Origin of the sequence: Salinivibrio sp. PR5, assembly GCF_001996085.1 — a bacterium.
In the GTDB taxonomy this organism is placed as follows: Bacteria; Pseudomonadota; Gammaproteobacteria; order Enterobacterales; family Vibrionaceae; genus Salinivibrio; species Salinivibrio proteolyticus.
The window spans coordinates 1-17,618 of sequence record NZ_MUFK01000009.1 but is presented as its reverse complement, the minus strand read 5'-3'; the positions used below and the strand labels follow the sequence as shown (position 1 = coordinate 17,618).

At 49.6% G+C, this 17,618-nt stretch carries 16 protein-coding genes and 1 pseudogene; 8 read left to right on the top strand and 9 right to left on the bottom strand.

The features are described 5' to 3' along the window. Positions 1 to 30: 30 nt before the first annotated feature. The 3 genes from BZG82_RS05475 to rsuA form a co-directional block, all read right to left on the bottom strand. A complete protein-coding gene (locus BZG82_RS05475) occupies positions 31 to 687 on the bottom strand; it encodes a DUF2913 family protein (RefSeq protein ID WP_077661961.1) in 657 nt (218 codons plus the stop codon). After that, positions 684 to 1,892, bottom strand: a complete 1,209-nt coding sequence (locus BZG82_RS05470) for a Bcr/CflA family multidrug efflux MFS transporter (RefSeq protein WP_241837347.1) — start codon at positions 1,890 to 1,892, stop codon at positions 684 to 686. The genes BZG82_RS05475 and BZG82_RS05470 overlap by 4 nt, the downstream gene beginning before the upstream one ends. Before the next feature lie 283 nt (positions 1,893 to 2,175). After that, positions 2,176 to 2,871 (bottom strand): 16S rRNA pseudouridine(516) synthase RsuA, encoded by a 696-nt coding sequence (gene rsuA, locus BZG82_RS05465; protein ID WP_077480699.1) that lies wholly within the window; start codon positions 2,869 to 2,871, stop codon positions 2,176 to 2,178. 287 nt (positions 2,872 to 3,158) lie between these two features. Here rsuA and BZG82_RS05460 point away from each other — a divergent pair, with 287 nt between their 5' ends. The 4 genes from BZG82_RS05460 to BZG82_RS05445 all read left to right on the top strand — a co-directional run bounded on the left by BZG82_RS05460 (position 3,159) and on the right by BZG82_RS05445 (position 6,940). Next, positions 3,159 to 3,620, top strand: a complete 462-nt coding sequence (locus BZG82_RS05460; RefSeq protein ID WP_077480701.1) for a GNAT family N-acetyltransferase — start codon at positions 3,159 to 3,161, stop codon at positions 3,618 to 3,620. Between the two features lie 149 nt (positions 3,621 to 3,769). Continuing rightward, entirely contained in the window at positions 3,770 to 5,572 is a 1,803-nt protein-coding gene (locus BZG82_RS05455; RefSeq protein WP_077765351.1) for a DEAD/DEAH box helicase, read from the top strand. Between the two features lie 142 nt (positions 5,573 to 5,714). Further along, on the top strand, positions 5,715 to 5,993 hold the full coding sequence (gene rplY / locus BZG82_RS05450; protein ID WP_069588543.1) for a 50S ribosomal protein L25: 279 nt from the start codon (positions 5,715 to 5,717) through the stop codon (positions 5,991 to 5,993). Positions 5,994 to 6,214: 221 nt separating this feature from the next. Continuing rightward, positions 6,215 to 6,940 (top strand): complement resistance protein TraT, encoded by a 726-nt coding sequence (locus BZG82_RS05445; RefSeq protein ID WP_077457073.1) that lies wholly within the window; start codon positions 6,215 to 6,217, stop codon positions 6,938 to 6,940. Positions 6,941 to 7,017: 77 nt separating this feature from the next. On the opposite strand, the gene BZG82_RS05440 is transcribed toward BZG82_RS05445, so the two are convergent. The 4 genes from BZG82_RS05440 to BZG82_RS05425 all read right to left on the bottom strand — a co-directional run bounded on the left by BZG82_RS05440 (position 7,018) and on the right by BZG82_RS05425 (position 11,844). Next, a complete protein-coding gene (locus BZG82_RS05440) occupies positions 7,018 to 7,980 on the bottom strand; it encodes an ion channel (protein ID WP_077765350.1) in 963 nt (320 codons plus the stop codon). Positions 7,981 to 8,079: 99 nt separating this feature from the next. Further along, on the bottom strand, positions 8,080 to 8,358 hold the full coding sequence (locus BZG82_RS05435; RefSeq protein WP_077765349.1) for a DUF1289 domain-containing protein: 279 nt from the start codon (positions 8,356 to 8,358) through the stop codon (positions 8,080 to 8,082). Positions 8,359 to 8,417: 59 nt separating this feature from the next. Further along, positions 8,418 to 10,817 (bottom strand): DNA polymerase II, encoded by a 2,400-nt coding sequence (locus BZG82_RS05430; RefSeq protein WP_443216478.1) that lies wholly within the window; start codon positions 10,815 to 10,817, stop codon positions 8,418 to 8,420. A gap of 97 nt (positions 10,818 to 10,914) precedes the next feature. Then, positions 10,915 to 11,844, bottom strand: a complete 930-nt coding sequence (locus tag BZG82_RS05425) for a hypothetical protein (protein WP_077765347.1) — start codon at positions 11,842 to 11,844, stop codon at positions 10,915 to 10,917. A 174-nt stretch (positions 11,845 to 12,018) separates the two neighbouring features. Between BZG82_RS05425 and BZG82_RS05420 the strand changes: the two genes are divergently transcribed. Together BZG82_RS05420 and BZG82_RS05415 are read left to right on the top strand one after the other, a co-directional pair. Further along, entirely contained in the window at positions 12,019 to 12,723 is a 705-nt protein-coding gene (locus BZG82_RS05420) for a DUF2786 domain-containing protein (RefSeq protein ID WP_069588488.1), read from the top strand. A 217-nt stretch (positions 12,724 to 12,940) separates the two neighbouring features. Next, positions 12,941 to 13,957, top strand: coding sequence for an OmpA family protein (locus BZG82_RS05415; protein ID WP_077765346.1), 1,017 nt, complete (start codon positions 12,941 to 12,943; stop codon positions 13,955 to 13,957). A 116-nt stretch (positions 13,958 to 14,073) separates the two neighbouring features. Here the strand turns inward: BZG82_RS05415 and BZG82_RS05410 are convergent, their stop codons facing one another. Beyond that, positions 14,074 to 14,646 (bottom strand): gamma-glutamylcyclotransferase family protein, encoded by a 573-nt coding sequence (locus BZG82_RS05410; protein ID WP_077765345.1) that lies wholly within the window; start codon positions 14,644 to 14,646, stop codon positions 14,074 to 14,076. Positions 14,647 to 14,756: 110 nt separating this feature from the next. Here BZG82_RS05410 and BZG82_RS05405 point away from each other — a divergent pair, with 110 nt between their 5' ends. Next, positions 14,757 to 16,244 (top strand): carboxypeptidase M32, encoded by a 1,488-nt coding sequence (locus BZG82_RS05405; RefSeq protein WP_077661965.1) that lies wholly within the window; start codon positions 14,757 to 14,759, stop codon positions 16,242 to 16,244. Positions 16,245 to 16,303: 59 nt separating this feature from the next. Next, entirely contained in the window at positions 16,304 to 16,951 is a 648-nt protein-coding gene (locus BZG82_RS05400) for a HEPN domain-containing protein (RefSeq protein WP_077765344.1), read from the top strand. A gap of 394 nt (positions 16,952 to 17,345) precedes the next feature. Here BZG82_RS05400 and BZG82_RS16535 read toward each other — a convergent pair. Beyond that, positions 17,346 to 17,618: pseudogene (locus BZG82_RS16535) on the bottom strand (hypothetical protein); the annotation flags it as partial.

Genomic DNA, 17,618 nt, shown 5'->3' with positions numbered 1-17,618 from the left:
AAAAAACCGCCAACTGGCGGTTTATATCGATTATTTTTGGGTTGTCGGTACGGGCATCACCATCAAACTATCTGCTTGGTTTTGTGGCCAAATGAGATACTCGGCATGGTATTTCACGATTGACTTATAGGCAGTCACTTTCGTCGGTGCTAATCCTGCTTGATGTGCCCAACCAATAAAGGTGTTTTCTGGGCCTCGCACGTACACACTTAACGGCTTAACCAGTACGCCCTCTGAGTCAAAAGCCGCTTGAGTCGCATCGGGACACACTGCCAATGAATGCTGCCCGTCAGAGATCACTCTTACTTTGCGGTCAATGGTAGCGTCAGTATGCACCATCCACTGCGCCGCTTTTGCCGCATCGATTAGCTGACATAGCTGGGTGTACATCACGGCGTTAGCCGGCGCACTCACCGGGAACCAAGCTTGGTAAACCGATTGAATTTGACGAAATTCCGCTTCTAACGCCGCTTTGGTGCCCGCACTACGGGCACGCTGCACCCAACGTTGTAGATCGGCTTTCACACTGTGATGGAAGCGCTGTTTTTTGGCCGCTTGTGCCACCCAACGTCCTAAAAACGCTTCTCGAGCAGCGGGAGCATCAACGAGCTTTCGCGCCGCAATAGCGGCTTCAATGTCTGCAAACGCGGTATTCACTACCGTCTGGATATGGGTCACGTAACTCATGGTTCTTTTCGCGCGAGTAACCAATAGAAAGCGGCAGAGAGTATCGCACAAATCGCGATAGCGCCAATCATCCCCCACGGCGTGCCATCAGAGACGACCGCTACCCCAGCCCCGACTAGTGAGCCAATACCAAAGCGCATCGTCCCTGCTAGCGACGATGCGGTACCGGCCATTTGCGGATAACAAGACAGTAAACAAGCCATGCTGTTACTGCCGATAGTTGAAATCACACCGACGTAAGTCATCACGGGGATCACGGTTCCCCAAAGACCAAGGTCTAACCACTGACAGACTGCAATCGCGATACCGGCAACCAGCTGAATCGCCAAGCCGAAACGCAACATCCAGTGAGAGCCCATTTTGCGCACCAGCCGACCATTCAAAAAGGTCATGATGATCAAGCAAACAATGTTAAGGCCAAACAGATAACCAAATGCCTTGGCACTGACGCCGTAATAGTCGATATAGACAAACGAGCCGGCGGTAAGAAACGAGAACATGCCAGCAAAAGAGAAGCCAGAGCAAAAGATCATACCGACCGCAAACGGCGTTTTCAGCATACGCGCATAGTTACGCAGCGAAGCACCGATACGCAGCGGCGGACGATGATTTTGGGGCAAGGTCTCGGGAATTTTCACCACAATACAGACCATCACAAAACACGCCCAGCCGGCCAATACCCAAAAAATCGCACGCCAATCGAACCACGTCAGCAAATAGCCGCCAATCATGGGAGCAGCAAGCGGTGCAATGGTCATCACCAAGGTGATAAATGACATGGTGCGTGCAAACTCTTCACGCTCGAACATATCACGCACCAAGGCTTGAATGATCACGGCGGCCGCGGCTCCAGCAAAGCCTTGGGTAGAGCGAGCCAGCATCAATACGTTGATGTCTTCGGCGAGCGCACTGACGACAGCGCAGATAAAAAACAGCATCACCCCGCCAAGCATTACCGGCTTGCGTCCATAGCTGTCGGAGATTGGCCCGTGAAAGAGCTGGCCAATCGCAAATCCGGCCGTATATGCTACTAGGGTCGACTTCACTGCACTATTGGGTGCCCCCAAATCGCCAGCGATGGCTGGCATCGCAGGCAAGTACATATCGATGGCAAGAGGTGTCAGCGCCGCGATCGCGCCCAAAATGATAATCAAAAGCCAACTGAGTTGTGTCGGTGACACCGTGACAGCCGATGATTGCGACATAACACTCCTTAACGTGAAAGACAGAGCAACAGGAAATAACGTGAGGTAGATCGAATTGTAACAGTTTATTGTTTCTGTGCGGGAAAGAATGTCTTTCTTTTTGTTGTTATTGCATAGCGCAATAAGCAACGACACCCAGCATGAAATCTGGGCGCAGATTGTCTCTTTCGCAACAAAAAAACAGTCTTCGGCGGAAATATAAAGGAGCCTGACTGACAGACTCCTGAAAAAGACACCCCATTTTTCATCACTGTGCGAATAACGGAATGCCTAAGGCGTGCTTTTATTTGATAAACATGGCCACTTCATCAGCGGTCAATGGACGATATTCGCCCGGCTCAAGGGATTCGTCCAAGCATAACGGCCCAACTGACTCACGGTGCAATGCCTCAACACGGTTACCCACCGCAGCAAACATGCGCTTCACCTGATGGTACTTCCCTTCTTGAATAGTCAGCAGCACCTCGCACTCATCCACTTTTTCGAGCGTCGCTGGTAAGGTCTCTTCTTTTTCACCGCGTAACATAACACCCTGCTCAAACTGAGCGGCGACATCATCGGCAAGTGGATCCGCTAGCCATACACGATAGGTTTTATCGCATTTATGCTTGGGTGAAGTGATACGGTGTGACCACTGCCCATCGTCGGTTAACAACAACAAGCCTGTTGTGTCAGCGTCTAATCGGCCAGCGATATGCAGTTTTTCCGCATTCACTTCTTCTAAAAGCACAAATACCGTGGGGTTGAATGCATCTTCATGGGAACACACCACACCCGCGGGTTTGTGCATCATAAAGTAACGCGGCCCGGACAGCATCAGTCGCTGGCCTTCAAACTCAACCTCAGCATCGTCGCTGATTTTAACGGCGCCAGATTTGATTACCTCACCGTTGACGGTAATCACTTCACTTTTCAGAACGCGTGCGGCTTGCTTTCGCGTCACCCCTAAGGTCTCACATAAAAACTTATCTAATCGCATGTGACTGCTCGTTACACCTGTATTTGCGGCGATTATACGTCACATAGGCAGTAAGACACAGATCAAGTTTCAATGGATTGACCTGCATACTGAACGGCCGTGACATAAACTTGTCTCATGCTATCGCCAATCCACAAATTAGATGCAAGGCCTCACGCAGGCTTTTTATCGAGACGACGAGTCCGTCACATCGTGCCAATGCAACACGTTGTGGCGATTGAGCCTATTCAATGACTGGGTATGATACTGGCGTCTCTCGACTAATCAGTGATAAATAAGGTAACACTATGATTGTTTCTCTTCGCCAGCCGGACGCTAATGCTTTTGAAACGCTAATCGCCATGTCGCGCGCGCAGCACGAGCATGAAGCGCTTCCCTTCGATCGCGAGCCTGTAGAAACGGCGTTTAAAACGCTACTCTCACATCCAGAGCGTGGGGCTGTATTTCTGATTGATGTTGAGCATAATGGCGAGTGCGAGACCATTGGCTACTTGGTCTTGGTGTACAGCTTTAGCGTTGAAAATGGTGGCAGCGTGGGCGTGATTGATCAGTTTTTTATCGCACAAAACTGGCGGCGCCAAGGTGTCGGTTCCCAAGTGATCCCCTTAGTTGAAGCAACCGCCAAGCAGCATGACTGTGTCGCGGTGATCCTCGAGGTCAACATTGGTAACAAAGGTGCCCGCTTGTTTTATGAGCAATTTGATTACCAACCTCGCCGTCAGCACTGCATAATGTCAAAGCGCCTGTAAAGTCCTGTACCTCGCTCCATAAGTCAGTAAAATTAAACGGCCTCAAAAGGGCCGTTTTTTGTGGAACACATTTATCGCCAATCCCGAAAACCGCCAACGCTTCTGGTGGTTTCCCCACACACTGAGAGTAACGTTGATTACTGATTATTATGTATACCCTTCGTCCGTATCAGTCTGACGCCGTCAAAGGTGTGCTTCATTATTTTCGTCGTCACAGCACACCTGCCGTCGCCGTACTCCCCACCGGTGCTGGCAAAAGCTTGGTGATCGCAGAGCTTGCTCGCATCGCGAAAGGGCGCGTTCTCGTACTCGCCCATGTGAAAGAGCTGGTGGAACAAAATCATGCTAAGTATGAAGGATATGGGCTAACCGGAGGCATCTTCTCCGCAGGGCTGGGACGCAAAGAATCACACGAAAAAGTGGTGTTTGCCTCGGTACAATCGGTGGTACGCAACTTGGAAGCATTCGCGGATCAGTTTTCGCTGCTAGTTATCGACGAGTGCCACCGCGTGCCTGACAATCAAGATAGCAGTTATCGCCGTGTGATTAGCCATTTACAAAACGTGAATGCCGGATTAAAAGTGTTGGGACTCACCGCAACCCCCTATCGACTGGGCCAAGGCTGGATTTATCAGTATCACACCAGTGGAAAAGTCCGCACCACCGAAGCGCGCTTTTTTCGTGACTGTGTCTTCGAGCTGCCGATTAGCCATTTGCTCGATGAAGGATTTTTAACCCCCGCTCATGTGCTGGATGCACCCCTTCTCAGTTACGACTTTTCGCAAGTCTCTCGCACCGCCAACGGTTACTATCGTGAAGCCGATTTAGAGAAGGTCGTGGCCAATGCACCACGCGCGACGCCGCAAATCATTGAGCAAGTAATGTCCTATGCCAAGCAGCGTCAGGGCGTCATGATTTTTGCCGCGACCGTCAGCCACGCGAAGGAAGTGCTCGCCCTACTGCCGCCACACGAATCCGCCTTGATTATTGGTGATACACCCGGCCCTGAACGCGATGCGCTGATCCAAGCCTTTAAGCAAAAACAGCTCAAATACTTGGTCAATGTCTCTGTTCTAACCACGGGGTTTGATGCCCCTCACGTCGATTTGATTGCCATTTTACGTCCAACCGAATCAGTGAGTTTGTATCAACAAATTGCTGGCCGTGGCTTGCGCCTTTCGCCCGGGAAAAAAGACTGTTTAATCCTCGATTATGCCGGTAACGTCTACGACTTGTATCAACCCGAAATCGGCATGCCAAAACCAGACAGCGACAGTGAACTCGTTACCGTCCCTTGTCCTGCGTGTGGGTTTAATAACAGCTTTTGGGGGAAACTCGACGACAATGGCTTTTTGATTGAGCATTATGGCCGTCAATGCCAAGGGTACTTTGAAGACGACGACGGCGAACGCGAAATATGTGGTTACCGTTTTCGCGCCAAATTCTGCGATGAATGCGGTGCCGATAACGATATCGCCGCGCGGCGCTGTCATCAGTGTGACAAGCCATTGGTCGATCCGGATAAAAAGCTCCGTGAAGCACTTAAACTCAAAGACGCACTGGTGATGGCCTGTGTGGATCTGTCACTCACTGCAGGAAAAAACCGTTATCAAAAGCCACAGTTGAAAGTGACCTATCACACCAGTGAGGGAACAGATCTTCATGAAATATGGCCGCTTGCAACTAAGAAACAAAAGCAGGATGTGCTAGCACGCTTTGTCCGCCCTCATTTGGTCGATAGACACCGTCCCTTTACCGATACGGCCGCAACCAAAATTGCAGCGGCACAACACAGGTTTCGGGCACCGGACTTTATCGTCGCGCGCAAGCAAGGACGTTTTTGGCACTTACGCCAAAAGATTTTTGATGTTGATGACTTTCTTTCTCAAGATCGCCTTGATGCACTGCTTGCCCAAAGTCGCGGTCAACAATTCGCCGACGCCGACCTTTAACGCATCGCGATTGCGCCATCCTGCGCGTTATGGCTTGTTTTACCCCCCAAGCAGTGCTACTATCCGCGCTCGTTTTTGGGTATTGAGTTAGGTCGCTACGCTCAGTACTATATTTTCACTCTAAAGAGAGTTATTAATTATGATGAAATTCGAAGCTGAAGTACGCGCAGAGAAAGGTAAAGGTGCGAGCCGCCGCCTGCGTCATCAGAAGAAATTCCCTGCTATCGTTTACGGTGGTAACCAAGAGCCTGTATCTATCGCACTTGACCACCCAGTTGTTGTTAACCAAATGGACAAGCCTGAGTTCTACGAAGGCATCATCCTGGTTATCGATGGCCAAGAAGTTAAAGTGAAGCCACAAGACATCCAACGTCACCCGTTCAAGCCAAAAGTTGAACACATGGACTTCATCCGCATCTAATTCCTCAGCGAATAATGATGTGATAAAAGGCGCCCACGGGCGTCTTTTTTTTATCCCGAGCATTCTTGACCTAGCGCAAAAGTAAGGTTTACATGTCATGAAAATGTCATAAATGGAGACCTAGATCAAAAAAGGGAGAATGAACGTGATAACAGCATTCCAATTTGACTATTAAGTTGATTAACTTAGCCTCCCTTTTAATACACATGTTATATCCCACCATGAAAAAAAGCATTTTTGTTGTTGCATTTATGTCCTTGGCGTTAATGTTAACGGGCTGCTCAGCCACCAATACTCTCGTTAAAAAACGTAACCTTGATGTGCAAACCAAAATGAGTAACACCGTCTTTTTAGACCCAGTGGCTCCTTCAAAACGCACCGTGTTCTTACAAATTCGCAATACTTCCGATAAGCCTAATCTCGATATTAAGTCTGATATTAAAGCGAATATTGAAAGCCGCGGATATAAAGTCCTCGACAATCCAGATAAAGCTCACTACATGATCCAAGCGAATATTCTGCAAGTCGGTAAATCGGATCTGCGTGATAGCGAAAACTTCCTATCTCAGGGCTTTGGAAGCGCCGTTGGTGGCGCCCTTGTTGGTGCTCAATTTGGCGGCGGTTCAGGCCGAGGTGCAACATCTCTCGCAGGTGCGGCCATTGGCTTGGTTGCTGATGCGTTGGTTGAGGACGTTTATTATTCAATGATTACCGACCTACAAATCTCAGAGCGCGCCTCTGCGGGTGTCGTTGTGACTGAAGCGCTTGACTCTCAACTCGCGCAAGGCACGAACAGTAAGAAGGTCGTAACATCAACCCAAGAAACACAATGGAAACGATATCAAACACGTGTTCTTTCCACTGCCAATAAAGTTAACCTAGAGTTTGCTGAGGCTGAGCCTGTGTTGAAGCAAGGCTTAGTACAATCAATTAGTGGACTTCTATAAAGTAACTAAGCGCGCTTCGCCGAGGCGCGCTTTTATCCTAATCAACATATTTCTATATAGTACACACCACCGCGCTTTTATCTCGTCATCTTTTTGACAAATACGACAACAAATAGCGCCATCGTAAAGCTGCCAAGAAACGCTTCAAAGGCGGCAATAAAACGCGCCACGCCGTGCGGCGATATATCACCGTAACCGAGGGTGGTAAAGGTGACAACACTAAAATATACGGCGTTCAACAATTCATAAAAGTATCGCTGCCAGCCAGTCACATCTGGATAGATGGGATTGCTTTGTGTGGTGCCAAGGGCAAAATACGCCAGCGCACACGACACAATCACCAGAACCGAAAAGACCACCACGCGCAGCGGATCTTCACCATAGCCGCAAAAGAGATCAACAATCTTGGAAAGCCAACGTCGAAAACTCAACTTAGGCATTTGGTAGCGCCGAAACCGCATCTCTTTTTTAAAAAAATACCCAGCGACTTCAAATAACCCCTGCTTTTCGCATTGTTTACGCACGTTTCGGCAGACTTCTTCGGACTCTTGAAATAGCGATTTTCGCCTTGCCGGATCACGCTCTTTGTAGGCCAGTCGTTCTTGCTTGAGCTCTTTTCCCCAGTCCACATTCTCAAGGCCTGCACGAGCCAGATCTGCACCTAACAAGTTGCTGCCATCTAGCCGCGCACAGTTTAAATTCGCGCGTAGCAAGTTGGCTTTCATTAATGAGGCGCCGCGTAAATCCAATCCAAAGCAATGCGCTTCAGCCATGTTCGCTCGATAAAAATCCGCGCCTTGGCACGAGTAGCCTTCGCGACTTCCTCGGTTCACTAAATCAATGTCAGTTAGGTCGGTTCGGGCAAGTTGAAAGCCATCAAGCGGTTTTCCTGATGACGCCCATTTTTCCACGTCTGCTTTTACGTCATGACCACACTTATCAATGTCCGGATCATGCCAATAGCATAGCCCGGACTGTCCGGCTGGCTGATCGCAACACCAGCCTTTACTGCTTTTAAATGAACAAGTTTGACTGCGCATGCCCTCGCCCTCCTTACCTAAGTTTAGAAACACTCGGTAATGGCGCCACTCGTGGCCAGTGAAAAAATCAAAGCGAGAAAGAGAAGGTACGCTGAATGCTTACTGGGTGGGGTCCTCATCATCAAACAATGAGGGTTGTGACGGGATCGGTTGGGGATCTAAAGCAGCATCACGCATCTGTTTGCGCTTGGCACGCATGATGCGCTCATAACGCTGATGGCAGAGGCGAACAACATTGCGTTTTTGTTCATTGGTTAATTCAAACCAATGAAAGCGTTCTTCGCGACTGCGAAAACACCCCTTGCAATAGCCTTTGTTGTTCACTTCGCAGATGCCTTTGCATGGACTTGGCACCTCGAAGAAATCCAGTTGTTCCACATCTACCTCCCTGCTCGTCTATTCATTCAAGCGGGCACTGGGCAGAAATGCAAGTTTGGTTAAAACAAGCCTAATTGTGGCAAGGCTAAGGTATCAAACTCTTTACCAATAAACGGCAAAATACCATCGGCAATAGGCTTAAGTTGCTTATCAATATAATGCTGATAATCAATCGGGCTACGCCGGTAAGCAAGGGGTTCGGGGCCATTAACGGTGATCACGTATTCAATCCAGCCACCGCGTTGATACTGCTGAGCGCGCCCACGTTGATGATTTTCGCTATCAGCTAAGCGTGCCGCGCGCACATGGGGAGGCACATTCTTTTGATATTCCGATAACGGACGACGAAGCCGCTTACGGTACACTAAGCGTTCATCGTGCTCGCCTTTGCTGGTGCTGGTCACCAGCTCACGAATAAACTCGTCCACTTCTTCACCATCGAAGACGCGTTGATAAAGCTGTTGCTGGAATTGCTGTGCAAGCGGTGTCCAATCGGTTCTCACCGTCTCCAAGCCTTTAAACACGATCTCAGCGTGACCCGATTCTCTATCCACGACGCGACCTGCATATCGCTTTTTGCTACCGGTTTCTTGGCCGCGAATGGTGGGCATCAAAAAACGCTGATAATGGGTTTCATACTCAATTTCTAGCGCCGATTCGAGATCATAAGTTTCTCGTAAGTGCTGGCGCCACCAGCTATTAACGTGATCAACCAGCGATTGACCAATAGCATCAGCGTCCTCACTCGCCTTATCACCGCCCAAGGAAACAAAGGTCGAGTCTGTATCGCCATAGATCACTTCATAGCCTTGTGCCTCAATCAGTTCACGAGTGGTTTTCATAATCTCATGACCCCGCATCGTAATCGACGACGCCAGTCGGTGATCAAAGAAACGACACCCTGACGATCCTAGCACCCCATAAAATGAGTTCATGATGATTTTTATCGCTTGTGAGAAGGCTTTTTCTCCGGCTTTTTTAGCGCGATCGCGCGCTTGCCATAAATCATCAATCAATGCCGGCAAGTAATGCTTTTCTCGGTGAAACACACCACCGCGAAAGCCGGGCACAATATTGCGCTCTTCGCCTGCTTGTTGTGACTTTAAGCCTTCAACCAGCCCTAGCGGATCAATCAAAAACGTGCGAATAATAGACGGGTACAGCGACTTAAAATCCAACACCAGTACCGAATGATAAAGGCCGGGTTTAGAGTCCATTACATAGCCGCCAGGGCTTGCAATCCAACCATCGCTGGCCAAATTAGGCGCCACATACCCCGAGCGATGTAAGCGCGGGAGATACAAGTTGGTAAACGCAGCAACAGAGCCTCCGACCCGATCTAGCTCGACACCGGTGAGACGCGAGCGCTCAATCATAAAATCAAGCAAATGCGTATGGGCAAAGATGCGATTAACCAATCGGCAGTCTTGCAAGTTATAGGTGGCGAGCGCGACTTTATCGTGATGAAACATGCGATTGATAGACGCCATCCGATCATGCGGATCGTCGATGGCCTTTCCCTCACCAAGCAGCGTTTGCGCGACTGACTCAAGCGCCCAAGAGCGAAAACCATAGGTCGCCGTTTTCAGCGCATCAATCCCATCAATGACCACACGTCCTGCCAAGCTAATAAAACCAGACTTATTGGCATTTCCTTCTCGCCAATAGGCAGTCTCACCGCCGCGGCCAATACGGAGTGACTTTTGATGACGCTGCGCGCGCTTGACCAGCAAACGGAAGTCAAAATCAATCACGTTCCATCCCACCACCACATCAGGATCATAGGTGGTAAACCAGCGCTCAAGCGCCGATAACAAGGAGACTTCGTCGCTAACCCATTCTATCCATGCGGGGGCATCGGGTTGTGGCGCCCCGACCATAATCACGCGGCTATCCATGTCACTGTCCAAGCCAATCGAGTACAGCTGGCCTTTTTCTGAGCATTCAATATCCAGTGATACATGGCGTAACTGTGGCGTATACGCCTGCGCCTTTGCTTTACCTTGCGTCACTTCGAGGTAACCTGCTCGCTGACGCGCATTGCCGGCAAACAGTAAGCTGCCGCAAATATAGCGCTCCATCAGATAGCGATCCGCAAGACGCAAATCCCCTTCATAGAGCGGAATGGCAGCACCACTTAATACACGTTGCCCTTCTTGGGCGCGTTTGACGGTACTGAAGTAACAGGCGACCAAAGGAATATGTTGAAAGGTCGCCAACGGGACGGTTTTGCAGTAGGCGTGCGGATCGATAGAAGGAAGCAGTGCTTGTGCGCGTTGTTGCTCTTCTTGAGGAATAAAAAAGACGCTTTGTTGATTCTCAATACAGAGTTTTACCGGTCCATCAGGTGTAGAGAGCCACAGCACGATGGTACTCGACTCGCCCCGATCACGTTGTTGGCGCGTAATAACGAACCCTTTTTGAACATACGGTTGAGACGTTGTCGACAAAGCCACTATTTAGCATCTAACTCAAGAAATCATACTAAGAGTGTAACAAACCGACAAAAGCACTGTATAGATAAACAGTTTAATTTATTGCTCATCACGCCAAACATTAACCGCGTACCTGTTCACGCGGCATCGCTCCCATCAAGATGACGCCGATAAAGGCCACACAAGCCGCACTGGCTAAACGCATGTTCATCATCTGACCATCGTCCAACCACACCACGCCAACTAAGGCGATCACCGCCAGTACCGATAACGTGTGCTTCCACAGCAGAGAAACCTGTGTAGAAAGCCACTGCCAAGGATAAATTATCCCGAGTACCGTCAGGGCTCCAGCTATCATCGCCACTACGGCGCCAGATATCGTCACGGTTAAACCGGGCAACGCGAAAATCAACAGTGCAATTGCCAGTAAGACACTCAACCGAAAACTGACACAGAGTTGTTTAGGGTACTGATCTGTTTGTTCAGACAGCGTCTGCCAATAGTCACGCCATGCCAATCCAGCCACAAGTGCCAAGCCCAACCCTAAACTGCTGGGGGCGTACATACCGGGAGCAAATAAATACCCCACGCCAGCAAACAAAAGCATCATGCCGCCCCAGTGCAATCCTTTGCGTTCTGCCGTCACCATCAGGCCGTGCACACCTTGGACGCCGGCCATCACCATCAATGCCAACGTCCCTAAATCAAGATATCGGCATGCAAACAAGGCGGATGTGACGGCAAGCAACAAGCTCGCGGCCATACGCCAAACATCAATCGGCTGCGAAAAAAGTGAATCAGGCAATCGCGACGCAGCACGTTTTGGCCGCGCCGCAGGATACATGTGGGTTGCAACGGAACAGACACTCGTCTTGTTGCTCGAGAGATAACGCGCCGTCAACCATGCCATGATTGCGCCGCCAGCCAACCACAACGCGACAAAACTCGCTGAATCCAGACCACCCGCCATGCTCCACAGCACAAGGTAGCCATTGGCCGTGATCACCATTAACACCAGCAACGACAGACTCATTTGCTTGACCATGCCCATGAATGGGGCTCCTTATAACCACTTACTTCTGCATAGACCGCGTCATCGCGATATTTCTTTCAATCCCATACTTTATGCAGAACCGAACAATAAGCCTTCTGATCCATCAACACGGCTTTGTTGTTATTGACGGACGCGATACAATACGCGTTTGTTCGTTCTCGGGAAGTATGCATGTCAGATCCGAAAAGCAAAGCGCTCAAAAAAATCGCCAAATGCCTTGAGTTAAGTAACTCAGCGAACGTCAATGAGGCAGCGCAGGCGATTAAGATGGCTGAGCGCCTGATGCGAAAACATGGCCTCGACCAAGACGATATCGACTTTATCAGCATGGGGAAAACGCGCTCTGAAACCCTGCTGCCTACATCGGTAAGTGAACCGATCCTGAAGATCATTCGCGGTATCAATGGTCGATTTGGCGTGGAGTGTGTGCTGATCAACTACAAAGGCTTAAAGCAAGCAGAATTTATTGGTGATGCCGATCGCGCGATATTCGCCGCATTCGCCTTTGATGTGGTGTATCGCGAGATGAATGAGCATATCGGCCAATTCCGCAACAGTTTTGCCGGTTCGGGCACCAGCACCCAAGAAGTGTCGCGCCGTGTGCAGTCTTTTACTATCGGCTGGCTAGAAGGGGCGCTGGAGAAACTGCCTCAGCTCGATGCACGTGACAGCGATGACAAGATTAAAAGCTACATCGACAAAGAGTTCGAAAACATTGATCGAGAAACCTTCAAGCAACAGCTAAAAGCCGCTATGGCCGCTATTACCGACGATTACGAGAAAGGCATGAAGAAAGGACGCCAAGTATCTGTAAGTCGCCCTGTGGGCGGACAAGGCGAACGAAAACGTCTCACTAGTCAGACAAAATCACGCTAGCTCCCTTCTAATTGTCCGACAACGGTCAAGCCTGACGCATACCTAAGACAGTTGCGTCAGGCTGGGTCAAATCTCGGTTAAATCTCTTTTTTCCTATTGAGTTACCCACTATCCAGATCTAGCCTAGGGGTGAAGGTCGTTCCAAAAATGACTGGATAACAACGCATAGTTAATGCGAACAATAATACCTTATCATCCTTATTTAGGAGACAGTGGCATGAAAAAAGTCGTGACAAGCCTAGGCCTGCTTTTAGCCGTTGCACCAGCGGCTTATGCACAACAAGATAGCGGTCTATACCTCGGTGGCCGTGTGGGTCCTTCATTTCTTGAAGATAGCTGTGTCTCTGACGCTAACTGCGGCGACTCAGAGCTGGCGGCAGGCGTAGTTACCGGTTATAACTTCAATAACTGGTTCGCGCTAGAAGGTACCTATGACTACCTTGGCCGTTTTGATACCTCATTTGACCAGTCAGGAACAACCCTCGGTGCTGCCGGTGACCTTACTGCGTTAACACTGGCCCCTAAATTTGCCTACCATCTCAAACCGGATACCGCGTTGTACGGTAAAGTCGGTGGCGCATGGTGGAACTGGAACAGCAGCGCCGGTGATCGCGATGACGTGTCATTGATGGGCGCGATCGGTGTGGATCACCAAGCGACCGATAACATCAACGTACGTCTTGAATACCAACACATTAATGATATGGACGACGGCTACTTCTCAAGTGTTGACAATAACCTTGTGACCGTGGGTATGACCTACCACTTCGGCCGCACCAGCAGCGAGCCGATGCCTGAGCCTATGGTTGAAGAGCCAGTCATGGCTGAGCCGGCGCCAGAGCCACAAGTGGTTGCTGAACCACAAACCATCGTCTTGTCAGAAGCGGGCGAAACCGAGTTGTTTGGCTTTGATGAAGCAACCCTTTCTCCACAAGCGGCTGCCTCATTACAACCATTGATCAACCGCCTACTCCAGCACGAAGAAGCGACCGCGACCATTATCGGTCACACCGACAGCAAAGGCCCAGCGGCCTACAACCAAAAACTGTCTGAGCGTCGCGCACAAGCGGTAGCAGATGTATTCGTTGATGCGGGTATCGATGCCGAGCGTTTAACCGTGATGGGTAAAGGTGAGTCCACGCCAATTGCTAGCAATGACACTGTGGACGGCCGCGCGAAAAACCGTCGCGTTGAAGTCACCTCACCTGAGTTTGTCTACGTCGAAGTACAATAAATCCCTTGGTAACAAGGTGAACAACCCCTAATCAACAAAGCCACCGTTCATGCGGTGGCTTTGTTTTATTCAATCTAAACAAAATAACGTTGCACGTGGCTCGCTAGTAAGTCTAATTATACCGCTTCAGCGGGATGCTGGCCGAGATGGTTTTTCATCAAATCATCAATCATGACCCGATCTTCATCGCTCACGCCGGCGACGCGTGGATAACGCGGCTGTGCCCGATCATTACAATACGCCGCATCCCACCCTTGAGTAGTGTGTAAAAATTCAGCCGCAAAATCAGACGAATAGCGTAAGCAGCCTGCCATGACCGTATCTATGTACGACTGCGTGATCGGTTTATGCACATCAGGCGCGACACGATCCTCTGCCACATACACATACACGGGCCCTTCAAGCGCAATCCCTTTGGGCAGTGCAATACGAGACGCGTCTAGCGCAAGACGTCGATACCCTGCCTCACGGCGATCAAAGTCAGGCAACGCGTCTGGCGCGATCTTTACCAAAACGCCATTGCACGCGCCGTCCCCTTCCAATACCACTAACGGAGAGATCAATGCTTCACTGACATTGCTCCAATAACGCTCTAACCCCGATACGGTTACCGGACACGCCCACCCTGACTCTCCGGTCAACGCGCGCGAAGCAGGATTCATTAAACTGCCATAGCCAAACAAGTACATTCCCCAAATAACTCCTTATCAGGTTCACCTTACAGAACGCCAGCATTTGCCTTGCTTTTCTCACCCAAGTTGCCAAAATATCGGCAATGTTGTAAACAAGGAAAGTGATTATGGAACAACTAGATAAGCTGGAAGCTCACTTCAAACGTCTGTCGCATTTTCAGCACCTTGCCGCAATCTGCGGTTGGGATCAAGCCACCATGATGCCCAGCGGAGGCAGTCAAGCCCGTGCCGACGCCATGGCTGAATTGGCACTCTATACCCATCAGCAACTCACTACGCATGAACTGCATGACTGGTTTAGCGCGTTGGATGAACAACAAGACCGGCTCAATGACGCCCAACGGGCCAGCCTCAGAGAAATGAAGCGTCAGTGGCAACATGCCAGTGTACTCCCTGACACCTTAGTGAAGGCCAAATCCTTAGCCGGTGCCAAATGTGAACACGCCTGGCGACAGCAGCGTCAAAATAACGACTGGGACGGCTTCGCCAAAAACCTTAAAGAAGTAGTGGCACTCGCGCGCGAAGAAGCCCACATCCGAGCCGATCAAAAAAACTGCTCGCCCTATGACGCTTTACTGGATCTGTACGAGCCAGACATGACCGCTAGCCGCATCGATGAAGTGTTTGGCGAGCTTAAAACATGGCTACCAGACACCATTCAAGCGGTAGTGGATAAGCAAAGCCAGCAAACCACACGGTTGCCCGAAGGTCCCTTTGCAGAGGCTCAGCAAAAAGCCTTAGGCGAGAAAATGATGGCGCTGCTGGGTTTTGACTTCGAGCATGGTCGATTAGACGTCAGCACTCATCCATTTTGTGGAGGCGTGCCAACCGATGTACGCATTACCACCCGCTACGACGAGAAAGACTTTACCTCGGCGTTAATGGGCGTGATCCACGAAACGGGGCACGCGCGCTATGAGCAAGGACTACCCAAACACCTTGCCGGCTTGCCGGTTGGCAAAGCGCGCTCAATGGGTGTGCATGAGAGCCAAAGCTTGTTCTGTGAAATGCAGCTTGCCCGCAGTGAGGCATTCGCCACCTTGATTTGTCAGCATGCCAAACAAGCCTTTAACCGCCAAGACGACCCGGCTTTCCATGTAGACAACTTCCACCGCGTGCTCACACGTGTCTCACCCGGCTATATCCGTGTTGATGCCGACGAAGTGACCTATCCTGCACACATCATGTTGCGCTACGACATTGAGCGCGATCTTATCAGTGGCAAAATGGAGGTCGATCATATCCCTGACCGTTGGGATCATGCCATGCAGCAATACCTTGGCCTCAGCACCGCTGGCAACTATAAAAACGGCTGTATGCAAGATATCCACTGGACTGATGGCAGCTTTGGCTACTTCCCGACCTATACCTTGGGTGCACTGTATGCCGCGCAATTGATGCAAACGATGCGTCAGCAAATGGATGTGGATGGCATTATCGCCAGCGGCAATGTCTCACCGATTTTCGATTGGTTGTCTCAACATATCTGGCAACGCGCTAGCACCACCTCAACCGATAACTTACTCAAAGATGCAACCGGCGAAACCCTCAACCCCGCCCACTTCCGCGAGTATATTCAAGGGCGGTATTTGTAAGCGCTCATCCCCCAAGGCCAGCGTGTTGGCCTTGGGGCACTCACCGACAAGAGGCATTTATGGCTAATTATGAGACACTAAAAGCCCGACAGCGCCTAGAGCGCGATCGTTACCCAGAAAATTTATCCATTCGCGTGCACCGAGCTCTCAGCTGGCTAAAGCAAGCCGAGCAAACGGATGATACTGATAGTCAGTTTGTTTTCTTATGGATTGCATTTAACGCCGCTTATGCGCAAGAGTTTGCGCAAAAACGGCAGTTTACGGAGAAAAACCTCTATCAAGGCTTTCTGGAAAAATTGATTCAACTCGATAAAGAAGCACGTCTAACCCATTTGGTGTGGCAAGAGTTCTCAGGCCCGATCCGGGTGATTCTCGATAACGATTATATCCTGCAAGCCTATTGGGAATATCAAGCCGGATATATCACTGAAGATAGATGGCAGGCTTCACGCAAACACGCCAAAACACGCGCACACAAAGCCTTGGCAAACAGTGATACCGCAACGGTATTAGCCGCTGTTTTTAGCCGTTTGTATACGTTACGTAACCAGTTACTCCACGGCGGCGCCACCCACGGCAGCCAAGCCAACCGCGCCCAGCTAAAAGACTGCGTAAGCATGATGCAAAAAATAGTGCCTTTGATCATCGAAATAATGATGGACGGCAATACAGCCACCTGGGGCGATCCTGTGTATCCGTTAGTGTGAGGTATGGACACTGACTGATTACTCTGCGGTGCTCAAATTATGACAAGGTGCATACGCTCAGCTATGTGTCTTGCATCAGCGTTAAACACGGGGTTAGGTGCAAAGTGCATTTGCACAGCCTCGAACTGGGACCATCAGTGCGCTTAATGAAACGTCTTGTTAGTTAGTACATAATGAGCGTAATCTTGTCCGATCGACATTTAGGACATACAAACTTCTTTAAGCGCATCTTGATTAAAAATGCTTGTCTATCGGATAGAATATAACCACACTCTTTACACGCTATGTTTGATTTTCCAGGTGGTTTTATTGGCATATCTTTATCGACTTTTAATATTAAAAACTCTCATGAATAACTATTTTCACCAGAAGTCGTTTTGTTTAACCTTACAGTTCACAAAAAAACGACTGATGGCTTGATTACTTTATTGGTATTGGTGTTTACATAACCTCTGAGTAATACGTGCTGGATAGGACCGCTGGTATTCTTACTCGTATTATGTTTGATGTGCTGTTGAGTGTCGAATTCTATACCTTTAGTTACTTCCTGAAACGCGAACATCGGATAAGCTAAAATAAAGCGTTCGAATAGAGCATCAAACATTTTAATAACTCTATCTATATCGGCATTATCACCTTTAACCACTTCGTTTTTTATATAATCCCA

Excerpts from the sequence above, each read along its gene's own strand:
- BZG82_RS05475 (WP_077661961.1), bottom strand. The coding sequence starts at position 687 with ATGAGTTACGTGACCCATATCCAGACGGTAGTGAATACCGCGTTTGCA.
- BZG82_RS05470 (WP_241837347.1), bottom strand. The coding sequence starts at position 1,892 with ATGTCGCAATCATCGGCTGTCACGGTGTCACCGACACAACTCAGTTGG.
- rsuA (WP_077480699.1), bottom strand. The coding sequence starts at position 2,871 with ATGCGATTAGATAAGTTTTTATGTGAGACCTTAGGGGTGACGCGAAAG.
- BZG82_RS05460 (WP_077480701.1), top strand. The coding sequence starts at position 3,159 with ATGATTGTTTCTCTTCGCCAGCCGGACGCTAATGCTTTTGAAACGCTA.
- BZG82_RS05455 (WP_077765351.1), top strand. The coding sequence starts at position 3,770 with ATGTATACCCTTCGTCCGTATCAGTCTGACGCCGTCAAAGGTGTGCTT.
- rplY (WP_069588543.1), top strand. The coding sequence starts at position 5,715 with ATGAAATTCGAAGCTGAAGTACGCGCAGAGAAAGGTAAAGGTGCGAGC.
- BZG82_RS05445 (WP_077457073.1), top strand. The coding sequence starts at position 6,215 with ATGAAAAAAAGCATTTTTGTTGTTGCATTTATGTCCTTGGCGTTAATG.
- BZG82_RS05440 (WP_077765350.1), bottom strand. The coding sequence starts at position 7,980 with ATGCGCAGTCAAACTTGTTCATTTAAAAGCAGTAAAGGCTGGTGTTGC.
- BZG82_RS05425 (WP_077765347.1), bottom strand. The coding sequence starts at position 11,844 with ATGGGCATGGTCAAGCAAATGAGTCTGTCGTTGCTGGTGTTAATGGTG.
- BZG82_RS05420 (WP_069588488.1), top strand. The coding sequence starts at position 12,019 with ATGTCAGATCCGAAAAGCAAAGCGCTCAAAAAAATCGCCAAATGCCTT.
- BZG82_RS05415 (WP_077765346.1), top strand. The coding sequence starts at position 12,941 with ATGAAAAAAGTCGTGACAAGCCTAGGCCTGCTTTTAGCCGTTGCACCA.
- BZG82_RS05410 (WP_077765345.1), bottom strand. The coding sequence starts at position 14,646 with ATGTACTTGTTTGGCTATGGCAGTTTAATGAATCCTGCTTCGCGCGCG.
- BZG82_RS05405 (WP_077661965.1), top strand. The coding sequence starts at position 14,757 with ATGGAACAACTAGATAAGCTGGAAGCTCACTTCAAACGTCTGTCGCAT.
- BZG82_RS05400 (WP_077765344.1), top strand. The coding sequence starts at position 16,304 with ATGGCTAATTATGAGACACTAAAAGCCCGACAGCGCCTAGAGCGCGAT.